The organism is Enterobacter sp. PTB, from assembly GCF_051130085.1.
GTDB lineage: Bacteria > Pseudomonadota > Gammaproteobacteria > Enterobacterales > Enterobacteriaceae > Enterobacter > Enterobacter ludwigii.
The window spans coordinates 92679-118282 of record NZ_JBDKEE010000010.1 but is presented as its reverse complement, the minus strand read 5'-3'; the positions used below and the strand labels follow the sequence as shown (position 1 = coordinate 118282).

Below are 25604 nucleotides of genomic sequence, written 5' to 3'. Positions count from 1 at the left end.
GGTGAGCGGCAACGCCACCGGGCCTTTTTATTAGCAATACTAATCACCAATTAATATTATCAATTTCCTCTAATAAGGTTCTCGCAGTATAGTCAGCTCCCAGGACAACTTGCTGAGAATTTATTCATGTTATCTTATTATTTTCAAGGCCTTGCATTAGGTGCGGCCATGATCCTTCCCCTTGGCCCGCAAAACGCGTTCGTGATGAACCAGGGCATTCGCCGTCAGTATCATCTCATGATTGCCCTGCTGTGCGCGGTGAGCGATTTGCTGCTGATCTGCGCCGGAATCTTTGGCGGCAGTGCGCTGCTGATGCAGTCTCCATGGCTTCTGGCGCTGGTGACCTGGGGTGGGGTAGCGTTCCTGCTGTGGTATGGGTTTGGGGCGCTGAAAACGGCAATGAGCAGCAATCTCGAACTGGCGAGCGCCGAGGTCATGAAGCAGGGCCGCTGGAAGATTATCGTCACCATGCTGGCGGTCACCTGGCTCAACCCGCACGTTTATCTGGATACCTTTGTGGTGCTGGGCAGCCTGGGTGGGCAGCTCGACGTTGAGCCAAAACGCTGGTTTGCCCTGGGTACCGTCAGCGCCTCATTCCTGTGGTTCTTCGGTCTCGCGATTCTGGCGGCATGGCTGGCCCCGCGTCTGCGTACCGCTAAAGCCCAGCGGATCATCAACACGCTGGTGGGCGTGGTGATGTGGTTTATTGCCTTTCAGCTGGCAAAAGAGGGGATTCATCATGTTCAGGAATTGCTCAACTAAGCGTTGTCTTATGGACAACTGAGCGAGAGCCGCTAAGCTTGCTGGCATGCGCCCTGTTGTTGGGCACTCTTCGCAACATGGAGGAATGACAGTGAAGTTTAAAGTGATGGCCCTGGCGGCATTAGTGAGTTTAGGTGCGGTGTCGGTGCAGGCAAGTGAATTGCCTGATGGCCCGCACATCGTCACTTCAGGCACCGCAAGCGTGGATGCGGTACCCGATGTTGCAACGCTGGCAATTGAAGTGAACGTGGCCGCGAAAGATGCCGCTTCTGCCAAGAAGCAGGCTGACGATCGTGTTGCGCAATATCTCTCTTTCCTGGAGCAGAACGGTGTCGCTAAAAAAGACATCAGCTCTGCCAACCTGCGTACCCAGCCTGATTACGACTACCAGAACGGTAAAAGCATCCTGAAAGGCTACCGTGCCGTGCGCACCGTTGAAGTGACCGTGCGTCAGCTCGATAAACTGAACTCGCTGCTGGATGGCGCGCTGAAAGCGGGTCTGAACGAAATTCGTTCCGTCTCACTGGGCGTTGCGCAACCGGAAAAATACAAAGACCAGGCGCGTAAAGCCGCCATTGATGATGCAATCCATCAGGCGCAACAGCTGGCGTCCGGGTTCAACAGTAAGCTCGGTCCGGTATACAGCGTGCGTTACCACGTCTCAAATTATCAGCCAAGCCCGATGGTACGGATGATGAAGGCCGACGCGGCGCCGGTGTCTGCTCAGGAAACTTATGAGCAGCCGACGATTCAGTTCGACGATCAGGTTGATGTGGTGTTCCAGCTGCAGCCGACCCAAAGTCAGCAGACTGAGCCGGCAAAAGCGCAGTAATCTGTCTTCACAATTCCCCTCTCCCGTCAGGAGAGGGGAATTGTTCCTTAATCCTGTCTCAACACCTTATGCCCATACGCCAGCAGCGCGTCGGTGACGTTGCGCATCATGCGGCTTTCTGGCGAAAAACGGTGCCAGTAGAGCATCCGGCGCTGATACAGCCCCGGCGTTAAGTCAATCAGCTCACCGCTTTTCAACTCTTTCTCTATCTGCAGGTGCGGGATCATACAGCAGGTCGTGCCCTGACGTGCGAGCTGCACAAACGCTTCAGACGAGTTCACGATATGACATGGCACGCTGCCCGGCGGCAGATCGAAGTTTTGCTGCAGGAAGGCCTGATGCATATCGTCCAGATGGTCGAACGCTACCGCAGGGGCTTTCAGCAGCGCGGCGCGGGTGACGCCGTTCGGGAAGTAGCGCTCGGCAAACGCTTTTGAGCCGACAAACAGATAGTCCAGTGCGCCCAGCTGATCGACAAGACAGCTCGGCAGCGCCTGAGGCTGGATACTGACCGCCCCAACCACTTCACCGCGACGCAGGCGCTCCTGCGTACGGGTTTCATCTTCAACCTGCAGATTCAGGCGAATCGGGGAGTCCGCTAACACCGGCGCAAGGGCCGGCAACAGCCAGGTTGCCAGACTGTCGGCGTTCACCGCCAGCGAGAGCAGCAGCGGCGTTGAGCCGGTCTGTTCGTCACCCAGCCACTCATCTTCGAGCAGTTCAACCTGGCGCAGCAGGGCGAGGAGCTTTTGCCCTTGCTCCGTTGGACGCGGTGGAACAGTACGTACCAGCAGAGGCTGCCCGAACATGTTTTCCAGCTGCTTGATGCGTTGTGATACGGCGGACTGAGTGATACAAAGCTTTTGCGCTGCGCGCTCAAAACCGCGTTCACGAATAACTGCATCAAGTGCCTGTAGTGTTCTGTAGTCCGGACGTTTCATTGCTCTGGCTGACTCCTTAATTTTGCTTAATCTGCACTATGACACAATTTTCCCTTCGTGGCAGACGAAATCCATCCGACGTGTTCTATAATGCGGCCTACGTTTTCACACCACAGGCTAAACGATCATGACGCAGGATGAACTGAAAAAAGCAGTAGGATGGGCCGCTCTCCAGTATGTGCAACCGGGTACCATTGTCGGTGTTGGTACGGGCTCGACGGCGGCACACTTTATCGATGCGCTGGGCACGATGAAAGGGCAGATCGAGGGCGCAGTTTCCAGCTCCGACGCTTCCACGGAAAAGCTGAAAAGCCTTGGCATCACCGTTTTCGATCTGAATGAAGTTGACCGTCTTGGCATCTACGTTGATGGCGCGGATGAAATCAACGGCCATATGCAGATGATCAAAGGCGGCGGTGCGGCGCTGACGCGTGAAAAAATCATCGCCTCCGTGGCGGATAAATTCATCTGTATCGCCGATGCGTCAAAGCAGGTTGATATCCTGGGTAAATTCCCGCTGCCGGTAGAAGTGATCCCAATGGCGCGTAGCGCTGTGGCGCGTGAACTGGTGAGACTGGGTGGACGCCCGGAATATCGTCAGGGCGTCATCACTGATAACGGCAACGTGATCCTCGACGTTCACGGTCTGGAAATTCTCGACGCCATTGCGCTGGAAAATGCCATTAACGGTATTCCAGGCGTAGTGACTGTGGGGTTATTCGCCAACCGTGGCGCGGATGTCGCGCTGATCGGCACGGCAGATGGCGTGCAAACCATCGTAAAATGATCTGATGGGGGGAGCCCTCCCCCCGCTAAAAAAATTTTGAAAAGCTAAATTCGGTGACTTGTGTCACGCTTTTTACCTCTCGTTTGCCGATCCTGCCGCATTCGCAAATTTCTACAGCATTTTCCTCTGTCATTTTGCTCTGTATGACTTTTCTTCAGAGTGCCGACGCAAACGTTCATATTGCTGCAATAGTTTTTTTTGATATGTTGGCTACAGCGGATTTTAATCCAGCACAACATCAGTTCAGACAAAAACAGGGTCGGGTAAGGTAAATGGCAAAGGTATCACTGGAGAAAGACAAGATTAAATTCCTGCTGGTTGAGGGCGTGCATCAGAAAGCGCTTGATAGCCTTCGTGCAGCAGGTTACACCAACATCGAATTTCACAAAGGCGCGCTGGACACCGAAGAGCTGAAAGCGTCCATCCGTGATGCCCATTTCATTGGCCTGCGATCCCGTACCCAACTGACTGAAGACGTGATTGCCGCGGCGGAAAAGTTGGTTGCCATCGGCTGTTTCTGCATCGGTACCAACCAGGTTGATCTGAATGCCGCCGCAAAACGCGGTGTGCCTGTCTTTAACGCCCCGTTCTCCAACACCCGTTCCGTGGCGGAGTTAGTGATTGGCGAGCTGCTGCTGTTGCTGCGTGGTATTCCGGAAGCTAACGCCAAAGCGCACCGCGGCGTGTGGAACAAACTGGCTGCGGGTTCATACGAAGCCCGTGGTAAAAAACTCGGTATCATCGGCTATGGTCACATCGGTACTCAGCTGGGGATCCTGGCTGAATCCCTGGGGATGCATGTCTATTTTTATGATATCGAAAGCAAACTGCCGTTGGGCAACGCCACTCAGGTTCAACACCTCTCTGACCTGCTGAACATGAGCGACGTGGTCAGCCTGCATGTGCCGGAAAATGCGTCGACGAAAAACATGATGGGTGCTGAGGAACTGGCGCTGATGAAGCCGGGGTCACTGCTGATCAACGCCGCGCGCGGTACGGTTGTCGATATTCCGGCGCTGTGCGATGCGCTGAAGCGTAAGCATCTGGCGGGGGCGGCAATCGACGTCTTCCCGACTGAGCCTGCTACCAACAGCGATCCGTTCACCTCTCCGCTGTGCGAATTCGACAACGTGATCCTGACGCCGCACATCGGCGGCTCGACGCAGGAAGCGCAGGAAAATATCGGTCTGGAAGTCGCGGGCAAGCTGAGCAAATACTCCGACAACGGTTCTACGCTCTCTGCCGTGAACTTCCCGGAAGTGTCTCTGCCGTTGCACGGTGGCCGTCGTCTGCTGCACATCCATGAAAACCGTCCGGGCGTGCTGACTGCAATCAACCAGATCTTTGCCGAGCAGAGCGTCAACATTGCCGCGCAGTATCTGCAAACGAACTCTCAGATGGGTTACGTGGTAATTGATATTGAAGCGGACGAAGATGTAGCGGAAAAAGCGCTGCAGAGCATGAAGGCCATTCCGGGTACCATTCGCGCCCGTCTGCTGTACTGATTCTGTTTCTGTGAGCATAAAGCCGGGTCGCTACCCGGCTTTATTTTACCAGCGCCAGGTTTTGCCCGGCGTCACTACCGCCGGCAGCGGAATATCCCACTTCTCTACCGGCAAGGCTTCGACGCCCTGACAGTCATGTGCGTACCCCACAGGCTGTAAATGATACTGCTGCCAGTTTTGCAGCGTCCTGTCATAAAAACCGCCCCCCATCCCTAAGCGCTGACCCTGCTCATCAAACGCCACCAGCGGCGTGATCAGTACATCCAGTTCTGAGAGGGGGAGGACGTCGCGGACGTCGAGTTTTGGTTCGGTGATTTTCAGACGATTCACCACCAGTTCGCTGTGCGGATGGTAGTGTAAAAACAGCAGATTTCCCTGGCTAAACGGATGCAGCACCGGCAGGTACACTCTTTTCCCGGCGCGCCACAGCTGTTCTATCAGCGGTTGAGTATCCAGCTCGCCATCAAACGAGAGGAACAGGGCGACGGTACGCGCCATCACAACAGGGGGATAGGCCATCATACGGGCTGCGCCTTGCTGGGCAAACTGTGCTTGCTGTTCGGGAGTTAACGCACGACGGCGTTGACGCATGAGCTGACGGATGTCCTGGCGTGAGGAAGATACTTCAGGGAGTTGGGTCATGGTAGTCGGTAGAAGAAAAAGAGAGGGAATCTCCGAGATGCCGCCGCAGGCTGTAACCCTTGAACCCTTGGTTCAAGGTGAATGTGTCGTCATAGTTTTAAGGCTTCTCGGACGAACCGAGCATGCTCACCAACCATGGAGCGCCACATTCTTGTGGTATGAAATATCGGCTCAGGGGACTGGCCCGCTTGCGAACATCTCAGAGAAATTTTGTCTTCACAGTTACTCTACCATAGTCAACTGAGAAGTGTTATTCAAACTTTGGTCCCGGTCTTTCGGGATTGCGACCTTGATCAAGCAATGCCTGTTCAATGGTCTGCTGGAGCATTTTAATGCGCTGCTCCATGCTTGCCGCGTAATCGCGGGTCTTCGCTTTTTCCTGAGTCAGTTCATAACTGATGTTCAACGCGGCGATGAAAACCAGCTGCTCAGTATTTGTGACTCTAGTGCGTTCTTTGAGATCTTGCAACCGCTGATTCAAATCGTCCGCAGCCTGATTCAAGGCATCCCTTTGTTCAGGCGGACAATTCACTCGCAGTGAACGGCCAAAAATCTGGAGATCGACGGGTTGTGCAGACATGCCACCTTCCTGCTGATTGACTGCGCTGCCTTCGCTTACTGCCCCGGGGGCTGCGAAGGGGCGACACTATAGCTACCCTGATGTGAAGATACAAGCCCTTTTCTGGTATCACCAGGGTCCAAAGTGGTAGCATATCATGAATATTCCTCCCAACGATGACGAATGCGCATGTCTATACAGAACGAAATGCCTGGTTACAAGGATTTAAACCAGTTACTGAACCAGCAGGGAGTCGGTTTAACCTCTGCGGAAATGCACGGTCTGATCAGTGGCATGCTGTGCGGCGGAAACAGCGACAGCTCATGGCAGCCGCTGATCCACGACCTGACGAACGAAGGGCTGGCGTTTGGTCACGAGCTGGCGGAAGCCGTGCGTAAAATGCACTCCGCGATCAGCGATTCGCTGGAAGACGATGGCTTCCTTTTTCAGCTTTATCTGCCTGAAGGTGATGACGTCAGCGTCTTCGATCGTGCCGATGCGCTCGCAGGTTGGGTCAACCACTACCTGTTGGGGCTGGGCGTCACGCAGCCGAAACTCGATAAAGTGACCGGCGAAGCGGGTGAGGCGATCGACGATCTGCGTAACATTGCGCAGTTGGGCTACGATGAAGACGAAGACCAGGAAGAGCTGGAAATGTCTCTCGAAGAGATCATCGAATACGTTCGCGTTGCTGCTTTGCTGTGCCACGACCACTTTACGCGTTCGCAGCCGACCGCGCCGGAAGTCCGCAAGCCAACCTTACATTAAGAAAAATAACGCACAGGAGGGTGTCATGGTTATCTCAAATCAAGAGTATTCGCGCCGTCGTCAGGCGCTGCTGGCCAATATGCAGCCGGGCAGCGCCGCGCTGATTTTTGCTGCGCCAGAAGTGACGCGCAGCGCCGACAGCGAATACCCCTATCGCCAGAGCAGCGATTTCTGGTACTTCACCGGCTTCAACGAGCCGGAAGCGGTACTGGTGCTGATTAAGAGTCATGACACCCACAACCACAGCGTGATTTTTAACCGCGTTCGCGATCTCACAGCCGAAATCTGGTTTGGCCGCCGCTTAGGGCAAGAGGCTGCGCCAGAGAAGCTGGGGGTGGATCGGGCGCTGGCATTCAGTGAAATCAACCAGCAGCTCTATCAACTGCTCAATGGCCTGGATGTGCTTTACCACGCGCAGGGCGAGTATGCGTATGCCGATGAGATTGTCTTTACCGCTCTGGATAAGCTGCGCAAAGGTTCGAGGCAGAATCTGTCCGCGCCAGCCACCCTGACGGACTGGCGTCCGGTGGTGCATGAGATGCGTCTGTTCAAATCGCCGGAAGAGCTGGACGTGATGCGCCGTGCGGGTGAAATCAGCGCGCTGGCGCACACCCGCGCCATGGAGAAATGCCGCCCGGGAATGTTTGAATACCAGCTGGAAGGGGAGATTCATCACGAATTTAACCGCCACGGCGCGCGTTATCCTTCTTACAACACCATTGTCGGCGGCGGTGAAAACGGCTGCATTCTGCACTACACCGAAAACGAAAGTGCGCTGCGCGATGGCGATCTGGTGTTGATTGACGCCGGATGCGAATTCCAGGGGTATGCGGGCGATATTACCCGTACGTTCCCGGTGAACGGTAAATTCACCCCCGCACAGCGCGCGGTGTATGACATCGTCCTCGAATCGCTCGAGACGGCGCTCAGGCTGTACCGTCCAGGCACGTCCATTCAGGAAGTGACCGGCGAAGTGGTGCGCATCATGATCACCGGTCTGGTGAAGCTCGGTATCCTGAAAGGCGACGTGGATACCCTGATTACCGAGAACGCGCATCGTCCGTACTTTATGCACGGCCTGAGCCACTGGCTAGGGCTGGATGTGCATGACGTGGGGGCATACGGTGCCGATCGTTCCCGCGTGCTGGAGCCAGGCATGGTATTAACCGTTGAGCCGGGGCTGTATATCGCGCCGGATGCCGACGTGCCGGAAGCATACCGTGGGATTGGCATTCGTATCGAAGATGACATCGTCATTACCGAAACCGGCAACGAAAACCTGACCGCCAGCGTCGTGAAAAATGCTGACGATATCGAGGCGCTGATGGCAGCGGCACGCGTATGAGCGTGATTATCGTTGGCGGCGGGATGACCGGAGCCACGCTGGCACTGGCCATCTCGCATTTTACGCAGGGAAAACTGCCGGTGCATCTGGTGGAGGCCGTTGCGCCAGAGGCCTCTGATCACCCCGGTTTTGATGCCCGCGCCATTGCACTGGCGCAGGGTACCTGTCAGCAACTCTCACGCATTGGCATCTGGCAGGCGATAGCCGACTGCGCGACGGCGATTAAAACCGTTCACGTCAGCGATCGCGGTCATGCCGGTTTCGTTACCCTGGATGCGCATGATTACCGTATAGATGCGCTGGGCCGGGTTGTGGAGCTGCACGACGTCGGGTTACGCCTGTTCCGCCTGCTTAAGGATGCGCCAGGCGTGACCCTGCATTGCCCGGCGCGTGTGGCCAGCTTTAGCCGCAGTGAAGCGTCGGTCAACGTGGTGCTGGAAAACGGTACCGTCCTTGAAGGCCAGCTTCTGGTAGCGGCAAACGGTTCGCGCTCTTCGCTCGGCACGCAGTGCGGCGTGGAGTGGCGACAACAGCCCTACGGGCAGGTGGCCGTCATTGCTAACGTTTCGACAGCGGGCGCTCACAACGGCCGCGCTTTTGAGCGTTTCACCCAGCATGGCCCGCTGGCGATGCTGCCCATGTCCCACGATCGCAGTTCGCTGGTATGGTGCCATCCGCAGGACAACGCGGCTGAGATACAGACCTGGTCTGACGAACGTTTTTGTACCGAGCTGCAAAAAGCCTTTGGCTGGCGGCTGGGACGTATTACCCACGCGGGAAAGCGGAGCGTATACCCGTTGTCGCTGACCACCGCCTCGCAGTCTATCTCCCATCGCATGGCGCTGGTCGGCAATGCCGCGCAGACATTGCATCCCATCGCCGGGCAGGGGTTTAACCTCGGGCTTCGCGACGTGATGAGCCTGGCAGAAACGCTTTCACAGGCGTGGAGCGAGCAAAAAGACTGTGGTGCCTGGTCGGTGCTCAGCCATTACCAGAAGCGACGCCGGGCAGATAAAGAGGCGACGATTGGTGTGACGGATGGTCTGGTGCACCTGTTTGCCAATCGCTGGGCACCCCTGGTTGCAGGCCGCAATCTTGGGCTGATGGCGATGGAATTATTCATTCCGGCACGTGACGTGCTGGCGCAGCGGACTCTTGGTTGGGTCGCGCGTTAAGGAGTTATCACCGTGCAAAATGTTGATGTCGCCATCGTTGGCGGCGGAATGGTAGGACTGGCGCTGGCCTGTGGTTTACAGGGCAGCGGCCTGCGCGTTGCGGTACTGGAGCAAAACGTACCTCAGCCTGTCGCGCAGGACGCGCCGCCGGAACTGCGCGTCTCGGCAATCAATGCGGCCAGTGAAAAGTTGCTGACGCACCTTGGCGTCTGGTCAGATATCGTGGCGCAGCGTGCCAGCTGTTATCACGGCATGGAAGTGTGGGACAAAGACAGCTTTGGACATATCGCGTTTGATGATGAAAGCATGGGCTACAGCCATCTGGGACACATCATCGAAAATGCCGTTATCCACCATGCTCTGTGGCAAAAAGCGCAGTCCTGCAGCGATGTCACGCTGCTGGCACCGGCGCAAATCCAGCAGGTCGCCTGGGGAGAAAACGACGCCTTTATCACCCTGCAAAGCGGTGACATGCTGACCGCGCGACTGGTTGTGGGCGCTGACGGTGCCAACTCCTGGCTGCGTAACAAGGCGGATATTCCGCTGACGTTCTGGGACTATCGCCATCATGCTCTGGTGGCAACGATTCGCACTGAAGAGCCGCACGGTGGGGTGGCACGCCAAATCTTCCACAATGACGGCATTCTGGCATTCCTGCCGTTGAGCGATCCGCACCTGTGTTCGATTGTCTGGTCTCTGGTTCCTGATAAAGCGCAACAGATGCAGGAGGCGACTCCCGAGGCGTTTAACCAGGCGCTGTGCGTCGCGTTTGATAACCGTCTTGGGCTATGCACCCTTGAGAGCGAGCGGCTGGTGTTCCCGTTAACCGGACGCTATGCGCGTCAGTTTGCGGCGCACCGTCTGGCGCTGGTGGGTGACGCGGCGCATACGATCCATCCGCTGGCCGGGCAGGGCGTGAACCTTGGCTTTATGGACGCGGCAGAGCTGGTAGAAGAGTTGCGTCGCCTGCATCGCGAAGGCAAAGATATCGGCCAGCATCTCTATCTGCGTCGCTACGAACGCAGCCGTAAGCACAGTGCAGCGCTGATGCTGGCAGGCATGCAGGGTTTCCGTGAGCTGTTTGCCGGCGCGAATCCAGCGAAAAAACTGCTGCGCGACCTCGGCCTTAAACTTGCCGATACCCTTCCGGGCGTAAAACCTCAACTCCTTCGCCAGGCGATGGGTCTTAACGACCTGCCGGACTGGCTGCGCTAATATAGACCCCCGTCACACTTTATTTTCCCGGCCTCTGCGCCGGGGAAATTCGCTCGTTTGAAATAATCTAATTTCACCGCATTTTTCGCATTAGAAAATATAATCTTACTATTTTTTTGTTACGTAAATTCCGCCCGTTTTTCCGCATGAAATATCACCATCTGCTAAATCCTGTTAGAGCAATGTTAATTTTATGCGGGTTTAATCGCAGTTTGCCAGTGAATAACTCTGTAAGCTTTTTCGTGTTTTTAGGTCATAAGCTAATGTGATGACCCGTTTTACCTTATGGTTAATCGCCGGTTTCGGTGGTAAGTTCAGGTAAAAGAGAACGTTTGCGTCGGGGTCCAGAAAGCGATCGCGGCGCCGGGTTTCGTGGCACTGTTCAGGTGTGCGAAACGCAAGACAGCCCTGCTTATTCAACGAGGAAAAGATGGCTCAACAGACTCCTTTGTACGAACAACACGTGTTATGCGGCGCACGCATGGTGGACTTCCATGGCTGGATGATGCCGCTGCACTACGGCTCGCAGATTGATGAGCACCACGCGGTGCGCACCGATGCCGGTATGTTCGACGTGTCACACATGACGATTGTCGACCTGCATGGCAGCCGCACCCGGGAGTTTTTACGTTATCTGCTGGCAAACGACGTCGCCAAACTGAAGACGCCAGGCAAAGCGCTCTACACCGGCATGCTGAATGCCTCCGGCGGCGTAATTGATGACCTCATCGTCTATTACTTCTCTGAAGATTTCTTCCGCCTCGTTGTAAACTCCGCCACCCGCGAAAAAGACCTCTCCTGGATTACCCAACACGCTGAACCTTACGCCATCGACATCACCGTCCGCGATGATCTGTCGCTGATCGCCGTGCAGGGGCCGAACGCGCAGTCTAAAGCCGCCTCTCTGTTCAGCGATGAGCAGCGTAAAGCCACCGACGGCATGAAGCCGTTCTTCGGCGTACAGGCGGGCGATCTGTTTATCGCGACCACCGGCTACACCGGTGAAGCGGGCTATGAAATTGCCATGCCGAATGAGAAAGCCGCCGATTTCTGGCGTGCGCTGGTGGAAGCCGGCGTTAAGCCGGCAGGTCTGGGCGCGCGCGATACGCTGCGTCTGGAAGCCGGTATGAACCTCTACGGGCAAGAGATGGATGAAGGCGTGTCACCGCTGGCGGCCAACATGGGCTGGACCATCGCCTGGGAACCGGCTGACCGTGAGTTTATTGGCCGTGAAGCGCTGGAAATGCAGCGTGAAAAGGGCACTGAACAACTGGTAGGCCTGGTGATGACCGAGAAAGGCGTGCTGCGCGGCGAGCTGCCGGTGCGTTTTACAGATGCTGACGGCAACCCGCGTGAAGGCGTGATCACCAGCGGTACCTTCTCCCCGACGCTGGGCTACAGTATTGCACTGGCGCGTGTTCCGGCGGGCATTGGCGAAACGGCAGTGGTGCAAATCCGCAACCGTGAAATGCCGGTCAACGTGACCAAACCGATTTTTGTTCGCGCCGGTAAGCCGGTCGCCTAATCATTTTTATCAGGAGAACTTCAATGAGCAATGTGCCAGCAGAACTGAAATACAGCAAAGAACACGAGTGGCTGCGCAAAGAGGCGGACGGCACTTACACCGTAGGGATCACCGAGCATGCGCAGGAGCTGCTGGGCGACATGGTGTTTGTTGACCTGCCTGAAGTCGGCGCATCCGTGGAAGCAGGCGATGACTGCGCCGTGGCCGAGTCCGTAAAAGCGGCTTCTGATATCTACGCCCCGGTAAGCGGTGAAATTGTTGCCGTGAACGACGCCCTGAGCGACTCCCCGGAGCTGGTGAACAGCGAGCCTTATGAAGGCGGCTGGATCTTCAAGATCAAAGCCAGCGACGAATCGCAGGTCGCCGCGCTGCTGGATGCCACCGCGTACGAAGCGCTGTTAGAAAACGAGTAAGCCTTAACCCTCTCCCCTTTGGGGGGAGGGTAGGGTGAGGGGAACAGACGACACCCTCACCCCAGCCCTCTCACTCCGGGAGAGGGAGAAAACACATTCACTGCACGTTTCAGGAACCATCGCTCATGACACAGACTTTAAGCCAGCTTGAAAACCGTGGCGCCTTCATTGAACGTCACATTGGGCCGGATGCTCAGCAACAGCAGGAGATGCTGAAGACAGTTGGCGCGGATTCATTAAATGCACTGATCGGCCAGATTGTGCCAAAAGACATCCAGCTTGCCACGCCGCCTCAGGTGGGTGAAGCCACCACTGAATTCGCCGCTCTGGCGGAGCTGAAGGCGATTGCCGGCCTGAACAAGCGCTATAAGTCTTATATTGGCATGGGCTACACCAACGTGCAGTTACCCCCGGTTATTCTGCGTAATATGCTGGAAAACCCGGGCTGGTACACCGCCTACACCCCGTATCAGCCAGAAGTTTCTCAGGGCCGTCTGGAAGCGCTGCTGAACTTCCAGCAGGTTACGCTGGATTTGACCGGCCTGGATATCGCGTCCGCTTCACTGCTGGATGAAGCCACCGCAGCCGCCGAAGCAATGGCAATGGCGAAGCGCGTGAGCAAACTGAAAAATGCCAACCGCTTCTTCGTGGCAGCGGACGTGCATCCGCAAACGCTTGATGTGGTTCGTACCCGTGCCGAAACCTTTGGTTTTGACGTGATTGTCGACGACGCCGACAAAGTCCTCGATCATCAGGATGTGTTTGGCGTGCTGCTGCAACAGGTCGGCACCACCGGTGACGTTCACGACTACAGCGCACTGATTGCTGAGCTGAAAGCCCGCAAAGTGGTTGTCAGCGTCGCGGCTGATTTTATGGCGCTGGTCCTGCTGACGGCTCCAGGTAAACAGGGCGCGGATATTGTTTTCGGTTCTGCACAACGCTTTGGTGTCCCGATGGGCTACGGTGGCCCACATGCGGCGTTCTTTGCCGCAAAAGATGAATTCAAACGCTCCATGCCTGGCCGTATCATCGGCGTATCAAAAGATGCCGCCGGTAACACCGCGCTGCGCATGGCAATGCAGACTCGCGAGCAGCATATTCGTCGTGAGAAAGCGAACTCCAACATCTGTACCTCGCAGGTCCTGCTGGCCAATATCGCCAGCCTGTACGCTGTCTTCCACGGTCCGGTTGGCCTGAAACGCATTGCCAGCCGTATTCACCGTCTGGCGGATATTCTGGCCTGTGGTCTGCAGCAGAAAGGCCTGAAACTGCGCCACGCCCATTACTTTGACACGCTGTGCGTTGAAGTGGCTGACAAAGCCGTGGTGCTGGCTCGTGCTGACGCGGCAGAGATCAACCTGCGTAGCGACATCCATAACGCGGTAGGCATTACCCTGGATGAAAGCACTACCCGCGAAGATATCGTAAACCTGTTTAACGTCTTGCTGGGCGATGCGCACGGCCTGGATATTGATACGCTCGATAAAGATGTCGCGCTCGACAGCCGCTCTATCCAGGAAAGCATGCTGCGTGATGATGCGATCCTGACTCACCCGGTGTTCAATCGCTACCACAGCGAAACCGAGATGATGCGCTATATGCACTCTCTGGAGCGCAAAGACCTGGCGCTGAACCAGGCGATGATCCCGCTGGGCTCCTGCACCATGAAGCTGAACGCTGCGGCAGAGATGATCCCAATCACCTGGCCTGAATTTTCCGAGCTGCACCCGTTCTGCCCACCAGAGCAGGCCGAAGGTTACCATCTGATGATCAACCAGCTCTCCGACTGGCTGGTGAAGCTGACCGGTTACGATGCACTCTGCATGCAGCCAAACTCCGGGGCGCAGGGGGAATACGCGGGCCTGCTGGCAATTCGTCACTATCACGAAAGCCGCAATGAAGGGCATCGCGATATTTGCCTGATCCCAAGTTCTGCGCATGGCACCAACCCGGCGTCTGCCCAGATGGCGGGTATGGAAGTGGTGGTGGTGGCCTGCGACAAGAACGGCAACATTGACCTGGCCGATCTGCGTGCGAAAGCCGAGCAGGCGGGCGAAAAACTCTCCTGCATCATGGTGACCTACCCGTCCACCCACGGTGTGTACGAAGAGACCATCCGTGAAGTATGTGAAGTGGTCCATCAGTTCGGCGGTCAGGTTTATCTCGACGGTGCGAACATGAACGCACAGGTTGGCATTACCTCTCCGGGCTTTATCGGCGCGGATGTGTCGCACCTGAACCTGCATAAAACTTTCTGTATTCCACACGGCGGTGGTGGTCCGGGTATGGGCCCAATCGGTGTGAAAGCACACCTGGCGCCGTTTGTCCCAGGCCACAGCGTAGTGCAGATTGAAGGCATGTTGACCCGTCAGGGCGCGGTCTCTGCGGCACCGTTCGGTAGCGCCTCAATCCTGCCCATCAGCTGGATGTATATCCGCATGATGGGCGCGGAAGGGCTGAAGCAGGCAAGCCAGGTGGCTATCCTCAATGCTAACTACATCGCAACGCGTCTGAAAGAAGCGTATCCGGTGCTCTACACGGGCCGTGATGGTCGCGTGGCGCACGAGTGCATCCTCGATATCCGTCCTTTGAAAGAAGAGACAGGTATCAGCGAACTGGATATTGCTAAGCGTCTGATTGACTACGGATTCCATGCGCCAACCATGTCGTTCCCGGTGGCGGGTACGCTGATGGTTGAACCCACCGAATCTGAAAGCAAAGTTGAGCTGGACCGCTTTATTGACGCGATGCTGGCTATCCGCGCTGAAATCGACCGCGTGAAAGCCGGTGAGTGGACGCTGGCTGATAACCCGCTGGTTAACGCACCGCACACCCAGAATGAGCTGGTCTCCGGGTGGGAGCACGATTATACCCGTGAGCAGGCGGTGTTCCCGGCTGGCATAGCAAACAAATACTGGCCGACCGTGAAACGTCTCGATGACGTCTACGGTGACCGTAATCTGTTCTGCTCGTGTGTGCCAATGAGCGAATACCAGTAATCGTTCCACGGTTATAATGTGTACAGGCCGGGTCAGCGTTAACGCTACCCGGCTTTTTTTATAAGGAGACATAGATGGCAATTGCACTGGTCACCGGCGCCAGCCGCGGTATTGGTAAAGCCACCGCGCTGCAGCTGGCGCGCGAAGGCTACACCGTGGCGGTAAACTATCACCACAACATTAAAGCCGCGACGGATGTGATCACGATGATTACCGACGCGGGGGGTAACGCGTTTGCCGTGCGCGCAGATATCAGTGATGAAGCTCAGGTGCTGGCGATGTTCGACAGTATCGATCGTGAAGCCGGACCGCTTACCGCACTGGTGAACAACGCCGGGATCCTGTTTGAACAATCCACGATTGAACACCTCTCCGCTGAACGGATCAACCGCGTGTTAGCCACGAACGTGACCGGTTATTTCCTCTGCTGCCGCGAAGCGGTAAAACGCATGTCGTTCAAACATGGTGGCAAAGGCGGCGCGATCGTGAACGTGTCATCCGCGGCATCGCGCCTCGGTGCTCCGGGTGAATATGTGGATTACGCCGCGTCCAAAGGTGCTGTCGATTCGTTGACGACGGGATTATCGCTGGAAGTGGCAGCGCAAGGGATCCGCGTAAACTGCGTGCGTCCCGGGCTGATTTACACCGAGATTCATGCATCTGGCGGTGAGCCGGGCCGGGTGGATAGGGTCAAATCCATGCTGCCTATGCAGCGTGGCGGTCAGCCGGAAGAGGTGGCGCAGGCGATTGTCTGGCTGCTGAGCGAGAAAGCCTCGTATGTGACGGGAAGTTTTATTGAACTGGCGGGTGGGAAATAAACATCTCCTCTCCCCATCGGGGAGAGGAGAAAAGCGTTAAAGCGTCTCGCCGTTGCTGGCAATCACGTCTTTGTACCAGTTAAAGCTCTTTTTCCGCGAGCGTGACATATCGCCGGTACCGTCGTCGTGCTTGTTCACATAAATAAAGCCGTAGCGCTTGCTGTACTGGCCGGTAGTGAACGACACGCAGTCGATGCAGCCCCACGGGGTATAACCCATCAGATCCACGCCATCATACGTGACGGCTTTCATCATCTCTTCCACGTGCGCACGCAGGTAGTCGATGCGGTAGTCATCGTTGATGCTGCCGTCTTCTTCTACTTTGTCGTAGGCGCCAAAGCCGTTTTCCACGATAAACAGCGGTTTCTGATAACGCTCGTACAATTCGCACAGGGAATAGCGCAGACCCACCGGGTCAATCTGCCAGCCCCAGTCAGAGGCTTTCACATGCGGGTTCGGTACGCTGCCTTCAAAGCCTGAGATAGCATCGCCAGTACCGCCTTCCGCTTTCACGGCGTTGGTCATGTAATAGCTGAAGCCCAGATAGTCACAGGTGCCTTCACGCAGGATCTGCTCGTCACCCGCTTCCATATGGATGGTGAAGCCACGGCGTTCCCATTCATTAAGCACATAGGATGGGTAGTAACCGCGCAGCTGGACATCGGTAAAGACATAGCGTTCACGCATGGATTCCTGTGCAAACATCACGTCCTCTGGTTTACAGGAGAACGGGTAGAGCGCCACCATTGCCAGCATACAGCCGACTTTCATTTCCGGGTTAATGCGACGCGCCGCTTTCACCGCCAGCGCGCTGGCAACGAACTGGTGGTGCAGCACCTGGTACATGGTCTCTTCCGGATTGTCATGCTCGGTATAAACCACGCCTGAGCAGCAGTAGCCAAACAGCGGCGCACGCCAGTTACGCTGGTTGTTGATCTCGTTAAAGGTCATCCAGTATTTGACCTTATTTTTGTAACGCTCAAACACCACTTCCGCGAAGCGCACAAAGAAATCCACCACTTTACGGTTGGTCCAGCCGCCGTACTCCTGCACCAGGTGGAGCGGCATTTCGAAGTGGGAGAGGGTGATGACCGGTTCAATATTGTATTTCAGCAGCTCATCGAACATGTCGTCGTAGAACTTCAGGCCTTCTTCATTCGGCTGTGTTTCATCCCCTTTCGGGAAGATACGCGTCCAGGCGATAGAGGTGCGGAAACATTTGAAGCCCATCTCAGCAAACAGCTTGATGTCTTCTTTGTAATGGCCATGGAAGTCGATAGCTTCGTGGTTCGGATAGTACTTCCCCGGCACGACTTCCTGCGTGATTTCGCGCGGCACGCCGTGCGCACCGCCCGTTAAGACATCGCAGATGCTCGGCCCTTTACCGCCTTTGTTCCAGCCGCCTTCAACCTGGTGAGCGGCCACTGCGCCGCCCCATAAAAAGTCTTTTGGTAGGGTAAGTTTTTTCATCGCTGCTATTCTCAGTTAATGACATATTGCGTTCGAGTCTAGCAAAGCGGAATTAAATGTCACGATATAACAATTCGCTGAAAATGTAATTTGTCACATCGAAAAAACAGGGTGTTTTATTCTGTCAGTTTCTTCGCCAGTTTCCGGCCAAGCGATTCGAGAATATAGATGACGGGTATTTGTGTGGTGATATCGTACACGCCGCCTATCCGCATCTGAGGGACATGCCAGGAGAGGTTAAAGTCCGCGAGCTTTGCCAGGCGCGAGTGCTCGTGGCTGGTAATGGAGAGCACTTTGCAGCGATGCAGGCTAAACTGGCTGGCAAAGCGCAGGATCTCTTCGGTTTCACCGGATACCGACAGCACAATCGCCAGCGCGTTTTTCGCCATATCATTGGTGACCGGGAAATAAGGATCGTCGATGTGGTTGCTGAATTTACCGATATTCGAAAAGAAGCGTGCGCCATATTTTGCCAGCGAGCCAGACGTGCCCGCGCCGACAAATATAATACGTTCGGAAGATAAAATAATATCGACCGCCTCATCTAATAAAGCATCGAACTCTTCGTTATTAACGCCTTTAAAGAAGCTGATAATTTCGCTGGCACCAAAATTTGCCTGCTGAGGTTCGTTCTGCTCTAAATAGAGCTTAAAGCGCACGCGGAATTCAGAGTAGCCTTCGCAGTTGAGTTTGCGGCAAAAGCGCAGGATAGTGGTCGTTGAGACGCCGGCCGCATCCGCCAGCTCGCGGATGGTCATGTACATGACTTTGTCACGATTTTTAATGACATAGTTGTAGACCATCATTTCCAGATTATTGAGACTGGCAATGGCGGCGTGGGTGAACATACTCACAATGGCGAAACTCTCATTCAGACCTCATTTATCCATCATAACATGCAGCAAGTCGGCAGGATCCAATTTTATGCCCTTGATTCTTAATGATTAAATTTTAATGTGAACAAATGTTAGGTGAATAATTTGTTTATGTTCATGATTTATAGATAAAAATTATGTTTGTGAAATTATTTTAGCTAACAGGTGTTCACTGGAATCATTCTCAGTTAGCATAGACAGGTGATGAATATTCATCGTTAGTTTTCCCGGAGTTTTGTATGGTGAGCAGACCATTAATTGCACAGGGATATTCGCTGGCTGAGGAAATAGCCAACAGTATTAGCCACGGTATTGGCCTGGTTTTTGGGATTGTCGGTTTAGTGTTATTGCTGGTGCAGGCGGTGGATACGAATGCCAGCGCAATGGCCATTACCAGCTACAGTCTGTATGGCGGGAGTATGATCCTGCTGTTCCTGGCGTCGACGCTGTACCACGCTATCCCGCATCAACGGGCCAAGATCTGGCTCAAGAAATTCGACCACTGCGCTATCTATCTTCTTATTGCAGGGACCTACACGCCTTTCCTGCTGGTGGGCCTTAACTCGCCGCTGTCGCGTGGCCTGATGATTGTTATCTGGAGCCTGGCGCTGCTGGGGATCCTGTTTAAGCTGACCATTGCGCACCGGTTTAAGGTGCTGTCGCTGGTGACCTATCTCACGATGGGCTGGCTTTCGCTGATTGTGGTTTATCAACTGGCGATCAAGCTGGCGGTAGGGGGCGTGACGCTTCTGGCCGTTGGGGGCATCGTCTACTCGCTGGGCGTCATTTTCTATGTCTGCAAGCGTATCCCGTACAATCATGCTATCTGGCATGGGTTTGTGCTGGGCGGTAGCGTGTGCCACTTTTTAGCGATTTATCTCTATGTGGGGCAGGTTTAATTTCAGAACGTTGATTTTCTTGCCTCCGCCCTCTCTTCGTGAGAGTAAGCAAAAAAAACGGTAACCGTCAGGTTACCGTTTTTTTATCTCGTCGCCGGGCAATGACGCCTTACTCTTCCAGCGAATACGGCAGTGGCTCAATGCTCAGTGTATTAGCATCGTCACGCACGCGGAACACGCTGTCGGCTTCCATATCGTTGTTCATGACGGCCTGAACCAGAAGGCGGCCATCATCCAGTTGAACTGCGGCTAACACCGTGCCGGTACGGCGCCAGTTCTCGCCCATCTTCAGCTCTAAATCTTCACCAGCGTCAGGCACGCGGCTGGCGTGGCCCGCCAGGGTCCATAGTGCGCGTTTGTTGGCTCCGCGGAATTTGGCGCGTGCCACCATCTCCTGGCCGGTATAGCACCCTTTCTTAAAGCTAATGCCACCCAGCGCCTGCAGGTTGGTGGCCTGAGGAATGAACTGCCCGCTGTTTGCGGCGTCAATCACCGGCAGCCCGGCTTCAATGTTCAGCGCCAGCCACTGTTGGCTGTTATTAAACTGGGCTTCACCACGCAGCGCCTCGGTGACGCGTTCGGCGGTCGCGGTATCCGTGACTAACAGAAAGCGTTCCGCCGGGTGTTCAAACCACAGGATAGACGTTGCGCCTTCGCTGACGACCTGTTTCTGGGCATCCGGGAGTTCACTGAACAGATTTTTCAGCGCCGCACGGGCCTGGAAGCCTGCCACGCCCAGCAGAACGTGTTCATCATCCGCGGCGATAGTGACTTTTGAGAAGACCGCGTATTTTTTCAGCTCGGTGAGCTGCGCGTCCCGCAGGCTGCGGCGCTCAATAAAGGCAAAACCCTCCTGACGACGGAACAGGCGCAGGTTGCTCCACATCTTCCCTTTTGGATCGCAGTGTGCGACCAGCAGATGCTGATGTTCGTCCATCTGGCTGACGTCGGCGGTTACCTGGCCCTGCAGGTATTTTTCGCTGTCTGCACCGGTGAGTGTCGCCAGCGCCCAGTCATCAAGAGTAATAAGCGTCAGCGGCAGACGCGCAGAGGCGGCGGGCTGGCGAGGAGAAAATGGTGTAAAGGCCATAACGATATCCTGAATTGCTTAACGCTTTGATAATGCCTAATGGTAAAAGAGCCTGCTGGCATTGCAAGCGCTTTCAACAGGCCATTTGTGCCATAACCCGGTTATGCGTAGTGCCACGCAAAATAGTGTAATCCGCTGTCTTTATAGGGTTTATTGTGGAAGCGCGCTCGTGGTTCGCAATATTCCAGTAAAGAAACGGTCAAAAACACGTTACACTAGCTGGTGTCCCCGCAGAGAAATCAAGAACACTGGACGGGGTGCCGACTGTGCCAAACGTAATGCAGGAAACAGAACATGGATATTAACAACAAGGCCCGTATTCACTGGGCGTGCCGTCGCGGCATGCGTGAACTTGATATTTCCATCATGCCTTTCTTCGAATATGAGTATGACAGCTTAAGCGATGATGATAAGCGTCTGTTTGTTCGCCTGCTTGAGTCTGACGATCCTGATTTATTTAACTGGCTGATGAATCACGGCAAACCCGCCGACACCGAGTTGCAACGGATGGTGCAATTAATTCAAACACGGAATCAGGAACGTGGTCCTGTGGCAATCTGACCTTCGCGTCTCGTGGCGCTCGCAGTGGATGTCGTTGTTGCTCCACGGCCTGGTCGCGGCCTTTGTGTTACTGATGCCGTGGCCGCTTAGCTATACGCCTCTGTGGCTGCTGTTGCTGTCGTTTGTGGTGTTTGACAGCGTGCGCAGCCAGCGCCGCATTCATGCCCGTCAGGGGGAGATCAAATTACTGATGGATTCCCGCCTGCGCTGGCAGGGAAAAGAGTGGGAAATTCTCGGTATGCCCTGGATGATCGCTTCCGGCATGATGCTGCGGCTACGTAGCGTGGACAGCGGGCGTCGCCAGCATCTGTGGCTGGCCGCGGACAGTATGGATAGCGCTGAGTGGCGGGACCTGCGTCGGATGTTATTACAGCAGCTGACGCAGGAGTAATTCGCGTTAGCTGAACTTTTCTGCCATTTCGCCCAGAATCTGCTCACACCAGCTTTGCAGGCGCTCATCGCTGAGATCGTACTGGTTGGTTTCATCCAGTGCCAGCCCGACAAACAGCTGCCCATCGGCAATAATCGGTTTCTTACTGGTGAACTCGTACCCTTCGGTTGGCCAGTAACCGATAAACGTGACGCCCTTCGGTGCCAGTTTGTCGTGCAGCATGCCGAGTGCGTCCAGGAACCACTCACCGTAACCCAGCTGATCTCCCATGCCGTACATGGCAATGATTTTGCCGTCGAGGTTAAGCGTATCAAGCTGGTCCCAGATGGCTTCCCAGTCTTCCTGTATTTCGCCAAAATCCCAGGTCGGGATGCCGAGGATCAGCACGTCGTACTCCTCCATCAGCGTAAGCGCGTCATCTTTCAGGTTATGCAACGTCACCAGTTCCGGGCCAATGATGTCCCGAATTTTCTCTGCCGCCATTTCGGTGTAGCAGGTGCTGGAACCATAGAACAGACCAATATTCATCGCGTGACTATCTCAATTCTTGCTTTGACTTTGCGCGTAGTGTACCAGAAACCGATCGCAATCAGGCATAATGGCCTGACTGCAGAATCAAAGGGGCTGATGTGGAAAAGGATCTCGCACTCATCGAACAGTTTCTCGATGCACTGTGGCTGGAGAAGAACCTGGCCGAGAATACGCTCAGTGCCTACCGGCGCGATCTCACCATGCTGGTGGAGTGGCTGGCGCACCGCGGGCTGTCGCTGGCGAACGCACAAAGCGACGACCTGCAGGCGCTGCTGGGCGAGCGGATGGAAGGGGGCTACAAGGCCACCAGTTCCGCACGTTTGCTCAGCGCAATGCGTCGGCTGTTCCAGCATCTCAACCGTGAAAAAATTCGCGGAGACGATCCCAGCGCGCTCCTGGCCTCCCCGAAACTCCCGCAGCGGCTGCCGAAAGATCTCAGCGAAGCACAAGTTGAGAGATTATTACAGTCACCCGCAGTTGACCTGCCGCTGGAGTTACGCGATAAAGCCATGCTTGAGCTATTGTATGCTACCGGTTTGCGTGTTTCTGAACTGGTCGGCCTGACGATGAGCGACATTAGCCTTCGTCAGGGCGTGGTTCGCGTAATCGGTAAAGGAAACAAGGAAAGGCTGGTGCCGCTGGGTGAAGAGGCGGTGTACTGGCTGGAAACGTATCTGGAGCACGGTCGTCCATGGTTGCTTAATGGCGCTTCAATCGACGTCTTGTTCCCCAGCCAGCGCGCACAACAGATGACGCGGCAAACGTTCTGGCATCGCATCAAACATTACGCCACACTGGCGGGTATCGACAGTGAAAAGCTTTCGCCACACGTTTTGCGTCATGCCTTTGCGACGCATCTGCTGAACCACGGCGCCGACCTGCGCGTGGTGCAGATGCTGCTGGGACATAGCGATCTTTCCACGACCCAAATTTATACCCATGTCGCGACGGAACGGCTGCGGCAGCTACACCAACAGCACCACCCACGAGCGTGAGTGCCGACGAATTAGGATCTTATATGAAAAAGTCTTTCGCGCTGTTCACCCTGCTGGCAGCCTCATTTACCGGTTTTGCCCATGCGGATGACGCCGCTATCAAACAGTCTCTGGCGAAGCTTGGCGTCACCAGCAGTGATATCCAGTCTGCACCGGTTGCCGGCATGAAAACGGTTCTGACGAACAGCGGCGTGCTGTACGTGACCGAAGACGGAAAACACATTATTCAGGGGCCAATGTACGACGTGAGCGGTGCACAGCCGGTCAACGTAACCAACCAGCTGCTGATGAAAAACCTGAACGCGCTCGAAAAAGAGATGATCGTTTATAAAGCGGCGCAGGAAAAACACGTCATTACCGTCTTCACCGACATCACTTGTGGCTACTGCCATAAGCTGCATGAAGAGATGAAAGATTACAACGCGCTGGGGATCACCGTGCGTTATCTGGCCTTCCCGCGCGCGGGCGTTGAGAGCAAGCCAGAGCAGGATATGAAAGCTATCTGGTGTGCGAAAGACCGCAACAAAGCCTTTGATGACGCGATGAATGGCAAAGGCGTGCAGCCTGCATCCTGCGACATTGATATCGCTAACCACTACGCGCTGGGTGTGCAGTTTGGCGTGAACGGTACGCCAGCGATTGTCCTGAGCAATGGCTATGTTGTTCCGGGTTATCAGGGACCTAAAGAGATGAAAGAGTTCCTCGACGCGCACCAGAAACAGTTTGGTGGTAAATAATTCGCGTGAAAGCCCCAATAAAACTGCGCCGCCGCGAGGCGGTTGAACATGCTGATTTGCCTAACGACCTCCCGCCGCTGTTAAAGCGGCTTTACGCCAGCCGTGGCGTGCGTACCGCCGCCGACCTTGAGCGCAGCGTTAAAGGGATGTTGCCATGGCAGCAGTTAAACGGCATCGAAAAAGCCACAGAAATTCTCTACAACGCGCTGTGTGAAGGTACGCGTATTGTGGTGGTGGGGGATTTTGATGCTGATGGCGCAACCAGTACCGCGCTGAGCGTGCTGAGCCTGCGCGCGCTGGGCTGCGACAACGTGACATATCTGGTGCCGAACCGGTTTGAAGATGGTTACGGCCTCAGCCCGGAAGTGGTCGATCAGGCCCATGCCCGCGGCGCACAGCTGATCCTGACCGTAGACAACGGGATCTCTTCCCATGCGGGCGTCGATCATGCGCATCAGCTGGGGATCCCGGTGCTGGTTACCGATCACCACCTGCCGGGTGAAACGCTGCCTGCCGCGGAAGCGATCATCAACCCGAACCTGCGCGACTGCGATTTCCCGTCGAAATCACTCGCAGGCGTCGGCGTGGCATTTTATCTGATGCTGGCGTTACGCACGCTGCTGCGTGATAAGGGCTGGTTCGACGCCCGCGGTATTGCCGTGCCGAACCTGGCCGAGTATCTCGACCTGGTCGCACTGGGGACCGTCGCAGACGTGGTGCCGCTCGATACCAATAACCGTATTCTGACCTGGCAGGGCTTAAGCCGCATCCGGGCGGGCAAATGCCGTCCCGGTATCAAAGCGCTGCTTGAGATTGCTAACCGCGATCCGCTCAAGCTGGCGGCAAGCGATCTGGGCTTCGCCCTGGGGCCTCGCCTGAACGCGGCCGGCAGACTGGACGACATGTCCGTTGGCGTCGCGTTGCTGCTGTGCGACAACATTGGTGAAGCGCGCGTGCTGGCTAATGAGCTGGACGCCCTGAACCAGACCCGTAAAGAAATTGAACAGGGAATGCAGGTTGAAGCGCTGACCCTGTGCGAAAAGCTGGAACGCAGCGGCGATACGCTGCCGGGCGGCCTGGCGATGTATCACCCTGAGTGGCATCAGGGCGTGGTGGGCATTCTGGCTTCGCGTATTAAAGAGCGTTTCCACCGCCCGGTCATTGCGTTTGCACCGGCTGGTGATGGCACCCTCAAAGGCTCCGGGCGTTCGATTCAGGGGCTGCACATGCGCGATGCGCTGGAGCGTCTGGATACCCTCTACCCGGGTTTGATGCTCAAGTTCGGCGGCCATGCCATGGCGGCAGGTTTGTCGCTGGAAGAGGCGAAGTTCGACGAGTTCCAGCGTCTGTTCGGCGAGCTGGTCACCGACTGGATTGACCCGGCCCTGCTGCAGGGCGAAGTGGTTTCCGACGGCGAACTCACGCCGGTTGAGATGACGATGGAAGTGGCACAGATGCTCCGGGATGCAGGGCCGTGGGGGCAGATGTTCCCGGAACCCCTGTTCGATGGCCGCTTCCGTCTGCTGCAACAGCGCATTGTTGGTGAGCGCCATCTGAAAGTGATGGTCGAGCCTGTAGGCGGTGGCCCGCTGCTGGACGGTATTGCCTTTAACGTCGATACCGCTGTCTGGCCGGACAACGGCGTGCGCGAAGTTGAGCTGGCTTACAAACTGGATATAAACGAGTTCCGCGGTAACCGCACCCTTCAGATCATCATCGACAATATCTGGCCAATTTAGCGGCAGTAATCTCTATAAAAAAGGGCGTGG

At 55.6% G+C, this 25604-nt stretch carries 25 protein-coding genes and 1 other RNA gene; 18 read left to right on the top strand and 8 right to left on the bottom strand.

Annotated elements, in window-relative coordinates; translation table 11 throughout:
- Positions 1 to 126 precede the first annotated feature (126 nt).
- Together argO and AAIR21_RS14390 are read left to right on the top strand one after the other, a co-directional pair.
- On the top strand, positions 127 to 762 hold the full coding sequence (gene argO / locus AAIR21_RS14395; RefSeq protein WP_014171533.1) for an arginine exporter ArgO: 636 nt from the start codon (positions 127 to 129) through the stop codon (positions 760 to 762).
- A gap of 91 nt (positions 763 to 853) precedes the next feature.
- Positions 854 to 1594: an oxidative stress defense protein gene (locus AAIR21_RS14390; RefSeq protein WP_025203272.1), complete on the top strand. Its 741-nt coding sequence runs from the start codon at positions 854 to 856 to the stop codon at positions 1592 to 1594.
- 47 nt (positions 1595 to 1641) lie between these two features.
- Here the strand turns inward: AAIR21_RS14390 and argP are convergent, their stop codons facing one another.
- Positions 1642 to 2535, bottom strand: coding sequence for a DNA-binding transcriptional regulator ArgP (gene argP, locus AAIR21_RS14385; RefSeq protein WP_434681329.1), 894 nt, complete (start codon positions 2533 to 2535; stop codon positions 1642 to 1644).
- A gap of 127 nt (positions 2536 to 2662) precedes the next feature.
- Between argP and rpiA the strand changes: the two genes are divergently transcribed.
- Both rpiA and serA read left to right on the top strand, forming a co-directional pair.
- Complete coding sequence (rpiA, locus tag AAIR21_RS14380; protein WP_014171530.1) at positions 2663 to 3322, top strand: ribose-5-phosphate isomerase RpiA; 660 nt, start codon at positions 2663 to 2665, stop codon at positions 3320 to 3322.
- 272 nt (positions 3323 to 3594) lie between these two features.
- Positions 3595 to 4827 carry a phosphoglycerate dehydrogenase gene (gene serA, locus AAIR21_RS14375; protein ID WP_014171529.1) on the top strand — a complete coding sequence of 411 codons (1233 nt, stop codon included), beginning with the start codon at positions 3595 to 3597 and terminating at the stop codon, positions 4825 to 4827.
- Between the two features lie 45 nt (positions 4828 to 4872).
- Here the strand turns inward: serA and AAIR21_RS14370 are convergent, their stop codons facing one another.
- The 3 genes from AAIR21_RS14370 to zapA form a co-directional block, all read right to left on the bottom strand.
- Positions 4873 to 5469 carry a 5-formyltetrahydrofolate cyclo-ligase gene (locus tag AAIR21_RS14370; RefSeq protein WP_032670177.1) on the bottom strand — a complete coding sequence of 199 codons (597 nt, stop codon included), beginning with the start codon at positions 5467 to 5469 and terminating at the stop codon, positions 4873 to 4875.
- Positions 5470 to 5494: 25 nt separating this feature from the next.
- Positions 5495 to 5678: non-coding RNA, 6S RNA (gene ssrS / locus AAIR21_RS14365), on the bottom strand.
- A gap of 41 nt (positions 5679 to 5719) precedes the next feature.
- The gene (zapA, locus tag AAIR21_RS14360; RefSeq protein WP_006811891.1) at positions 5720 to 6049 is read right to left on the bottom strand and encodes a cell division protein ZapA; all 330 of its coding nucleotides are present in this window, start codon (positions 6047 to 6049) and stop codon (positions 5720 to 5722) included.
- Positions 6050 to 6217: 168 nt separating this feature from the next.
- Here zapA and AAIR21_RS14355 point away from each other — a divergent pair, with 168 nt between their 5' ends.
- The 8 genes from AAIR21_RS14355 to AAIR21_RS14320 all read left to right on the top strand — a co-directional run bounded on the left by AAIR21_RS14355 (position 6218) and on the right by AAIR21_RS14320 (position 16286).
- Positions 6218 to 6796, top strand: a complete 579-nt coding sequence (locus tag AAIR21_RS14355; RefSeq protein ID WP_025203274.1) for a YecA family protein — start codon at positions 6218 to 6220, stop codon at positions 6794 to 6796.
- 31 nt (positions 6797 to 6827) lie between these two features.
- Entirely contained in the window at positions 6828 to 8141 is a 1314-nt protein-coding gene (gene pepP, locus AAIR21_RS14350; RefSeq protein ID WP_183516747.1) for a Xaa-Pro aminopeptidase, read from the top strand.
- On the top strand, positions 8138 to 9316 hold the full coding sequence (gene ubiH / locus AAIR21_RS14345; protein ID WP_014171525.1) for a 2-octaprenyl-6-methoxyphenyl hydroxylase: 1179 nt from the start codon (positions 8138 to 8140) through the stop codon (positions 9314 to 9316). Before pepP ends, ubiH begins: the two co-directional genes overlap by 4 nt.
- A 12-nt stretch (positions 9317 to 9328) precedes the next feature.
- Positions 9329 to 10531 (top strand): FAD-dependent 2-octaprenylphenol hydroxylase, encoded by a 1203-nt coding sequence (ubiI, locus tag AAIR21_RS14340; RefSeq protein ID WP_183516701.1) that lies wholly within the window; start codon positions 9329 to 9331, stop codon positions 10529 to 10531.
- 430 nt (positions 10532 to 10961) lie between these two features.
- Positions 10962 to 12056, top strand: coding sequence for a glycine cleavage system aminomethyltransferase GcvT (gcvT, locus tag AAIR21_RS14335; RefSeq protein WP_020883724.1), 1095 nt, complete (start codon positions 10962 to 10964; stop codon positions 12054 to 12056).
- Positions 12057 to 12079: 23 nt separating this feature from the next.
- Positions 12080 to 12469, top strand: a complete 390-nt coding sequence (gcvH, locus tag AAIR21_RS14330) for a glycine cleavage system protein GcvH (protein WP_014171522.1) — start codon at positions 12080 to 12082, stop codon at positions 12467 to 12469.
- A 125-nt stretch (positions 12470 to 12594) separates the two neighbouring features.
- Positions 12595 to 15468, top strand: coding sequence for an aminomethyl-transferring glycine dehydrogenase (gene gcvP / locus AAIR21_RS14325; RefSeq protein WP_183516700.1), 2874 nt, complete (start codon positions 12595 to 12597; stop codon positions 15466 to 15468).
- Between the two features lie 74 nt (positions 15469 to 15542).
- Positions 15543 to 16286, top strand: a complete 744-nt coding sequence (locus tag AAIR21_RS14320) for an SDR family oxidoreductase (RefSeq protein ID WP_183516699.1) — start codon at positions 15543 to 15545, stop codon at positions 16284 to 16286.
- 36 nt (positions 16287 to 16322) lie between these two features.
- On the opposite strand, the gene bglA is transcribed toward AAIR21_RS14320, so the two are convergent.
- A complete protein-coding gene (bglA, locus tag AAIR21_RS14315) occupies positions 16323 to 17756 on the bottom strand; it encodes a 6-phospho-beta-glucosidase BglA (protein WP_032678925.1) in 1434 nt (477 codons plus the stop codon).
- 116 nt (positions 17757 to 17872) lie between these two features.
- A complete protein-coding gene (locus AAIR21_RS14310; RefSeq protein WP_020883729.1) occupies positions 17873 to 18604 on the bottom strand; it encodes a MurR/RpiR family transcriptional regulator in 732 nt (243 codons plus the stop codon).
- A gap of 266 nt (positions 18605 to 18870) precedes the next feature.
- Here AAIR21_RS14310 and trhA point away from each other — a divergent pair, with 266 nt between their 5' ends.
- Positions 18871 to 19530: a PAQR family membrane homeostasis protein TrhA gene (trhA, locus tag AAIR21_RS14305; RefSeq protein ID WP_014171517.1), complete on the top strand. Its 660-nt coding sequence runs from the start codon at positions 18871 to 18873 to the stop codon at positions 19528 to 19530.
- 109 nt (positions 19531 to 19639) lie between these two features.
- Here the strand turns inward: trhA and ygfZ are convergent, their stop codons facing one another.
- Positions 19640 to 20620 carry a tRNA-modifying protein YgfZ gene (gene ygfZ / locus AAIR21_RS14300; protein WP_020883730.1) on the bottom strand — a complete coding sequence of 327 codons (981 nt, stop codon included), beginning with the start codon at positions 20618 to 20620 and terminating at the stop codon, positions 19640 to 19642.
- Positions 20621 to 20914: 294 nt separating this feature from the next.
- Between ygfZ and sdhE the strand changes: the two genes are divergently transcribed.
- Together sdhE and AAIR21_RS14290 are read left to right on the top strand one after the other, a co-directional pair.
- Entirely contained in the window at positions 20915 to 21181 is a 267-nt protein-coding gene (gene sdhE / locus AAIR21_RS14295; protein ID WP_003863437.1) for an FAD assembly factor SdhE, read from the top strand.
- Positions 21162 to 21572: a protein YgfX gene (locus tag AAIR21_RS14290; RefSeq protein ID WP_014171514.1), complete on the top strand. Its 411-nt coding sequence runs from the start codon at positions 21162 to 21164 to the stop codon at positions 21570 to 21572. The genes sdhE and AAIR21_RS14290 overlap by 20 nt, the downstream gene beginning before the upstream one ends.
- A 6-nt stretch (positions 21573 to 21578) precedes the next feature.
- On the opposite strand, the gene fldB is transcribed toward AAIR21_RS14290, so the two are convergent.
- Complete coding sequence (gene fldB, locus AAIR21_RS14285; protein WP_183516698.1) at positions 21579 to 22100, bottom strand: flavodoxin FldB; 522 nt, start codon at positions 22098 to 22100, stop codon at positions 21579 to 21581.
- A 101-nt stretch (positions 22101 to 22201) separates the two neighbouring features.
- On the opposite strand from fldB, the gene xerD reads away from it, so the two are divergent.
- Genes xerD through recJ form a run of 3 tightly spaced genes read left to right on the top strand, consistent with a single transcriptional unit; the run spans position 22202 to position 25574 of the window.
- Complete coding sequence (gene xerD, locus AAIR21_RS14280) at positions 22202 to 23098, top strand: site-specific tyrosine recombinase XerD (protein WP_151887166.1); 897 nt, start codon at positions 22202 to 22204, stop codon at positions 23096 to 23098.
- A gap of 23 nt (positions 23099 to 23121) precedes the next feature.
- Entirely contained in the window at positions 23122 to 23835 is a 714-nt protein-coding gene (gene dsbC / locus AAIR21_RS14275; protein ID WP_020883731.1) for a bifunctional protein-disulfide isomerase/oxidoreductase DsbC, read from the top strand.
- A gap of 5 nt (positions 23836 to 23840) precedes the next feature.
- Complete coding sequence (gene recJ / locus AAIR21_RS14270) at positions 23841 to 25574, top strand: single-stranded-DNA-specific exonuclease RecJ (RefSeq protein ID WP_183516697.1); 1734 nt, start codon at positions 23841 to 23843, stop codon at positions 25572 to 25574.
- The last annotated feature ends 30 nt before the right edge of the window (positions 25575 to 25604 follow it).

What these genes read in the sequence shown, in the direction of transcription:
- argO (WP_014171533.1), top strand. Translation starts at nt 127, where the DNA reads ATGTTATCTTATTATTTTCAAGGCCTTGCATTAGGTGCGGCCATGATC.
- argP (WP_434681329.1), bottom strand. Translation starts at nt 2,535, where the DNA reads ATGAAACGTCCGGACTACAGAACACTACAGGCACTTGATGCAGTTATT.
- rpiA (WP_014171530.1), top strand. Translation starts at nt 2,663, where the DNA reads ATGACGCAGGATGAACTGAAAAAAGCAGTAGGATGGGCCGCTCTCCAG.
- serA (WP_014171529.1), top strand. Translation starts at nt 3,595, where the DNA reads ATGGCAAAGGTATCACTGGAGAAAGACAAGATTAAATTCCTGCTGGTT.
- AAIR21_RS14370 (WP_032670177.1), bottom strand. Translation starts at nt 5,469, where the DNA reads ATGACCCAACTCCCTGAAGTATCTTCCTCACGCCAGGACATCCGTCAG.
- zapA (WP_006811891.1), bottom strand. Translation starts at nt 6,049, where the DNA reads ATGTCTGCACAACCCGTCGATCTCCAGATTTTTGGCCGTTCACTGCGA.
- AAIR21_RS14355 (WP_025203274.1), top strand. Translation starts at nt 6,218, where the DNA reads ATGTCTATACAGAACGAAATGCCTGGTTACAAGGATTTAAACCAGTTA.
- ubiH (WP_014171525.1), top strand. Translation starts at nt 8,138, where the DNA reads ATGAGCGTGATTATCGTTGGCGGCGGGATGACCGGAGCCACGCTGGCA.
- gcvT (WP_020883724.1), top strand. Translation starts at nt 10,962, where the DNA reads ATGGCTCAACAGACTCCTTTGTACGAACAACACGTGTTATGCGGCGCA.
- gcvH (WP_014171522.1), top strand. Translation starts at nt 12,080, where the DNA reads ATGAGCAATGTGCCAGCAGAACTGAAATACAGCAAAGAACACGAGTGG.
- gcvP (WP_183516700.1), top strand. Translation starts at nt 12,595, where the DNA reads ATGACACAGACTTTAAGCCAGCTTGAAAACCGTGGCGCCTTCATTGAA.
- AAIR21_RS14320 (WP_183516699.1), top strand. Translation starts at nt 15,543, where the DNA reads ATGGCAATTGCACTGGTCACCGGCGCCAGCCGCGGTATTGGTAAAGCC.
- bglA (WP_032678925.1), bottom strand. Translation starts at nt 17,756, where the DNA reads ATGAAAAAACTTACCCTACCAAAAGACTTTTTATGGGGCGGCGCAGTG.
- AAIR21_RS14310 (WP_020883729.1), bottom strand. Translation starts at nt 18,604, where the DNA reads ATGTTCACCCACGCCGCCATTGCCAGTCTCAATAATCTGGAAATGATG.
- trhA (WP_014171517.1), top strand. Translation starts at nt 18,871, where the DNA reads ATGGTGAGCAGACCATTAATTGCACAGGGATATTCGCTGGCTGAGGAA.
- ygfZ (WP_020883730.1), bottom strand. Translation starts at nt 20,620, where the DNA reads ATGGCCTTTACACCATTTTCTCCTCGCCAGCCCGCCGCCTCTGCGCGT.
- sdhE (WP_003863437.1), top strand. Translation starts at nt 20,915, where the DNA reads ATGGATATTAACAACAAGGCCCGTATTCACTGGGCGTGCCGTCGCGGC.
- fldB (WP_183516698.1), bottom strand. Translation starts at nt 22,100, where the DNA reads ATGAATATTGGTCTGTTCTATGGTTCCAGCACCTGCTACACCGAAATG.
- dsbC (WP_020883731.1), top strand. Translation starts at nt 23,122, where the DNA reads ATGAAAAAGTCTTTCGCGCTGTTCACCCTGCTGGCAGCCTCATTTACC.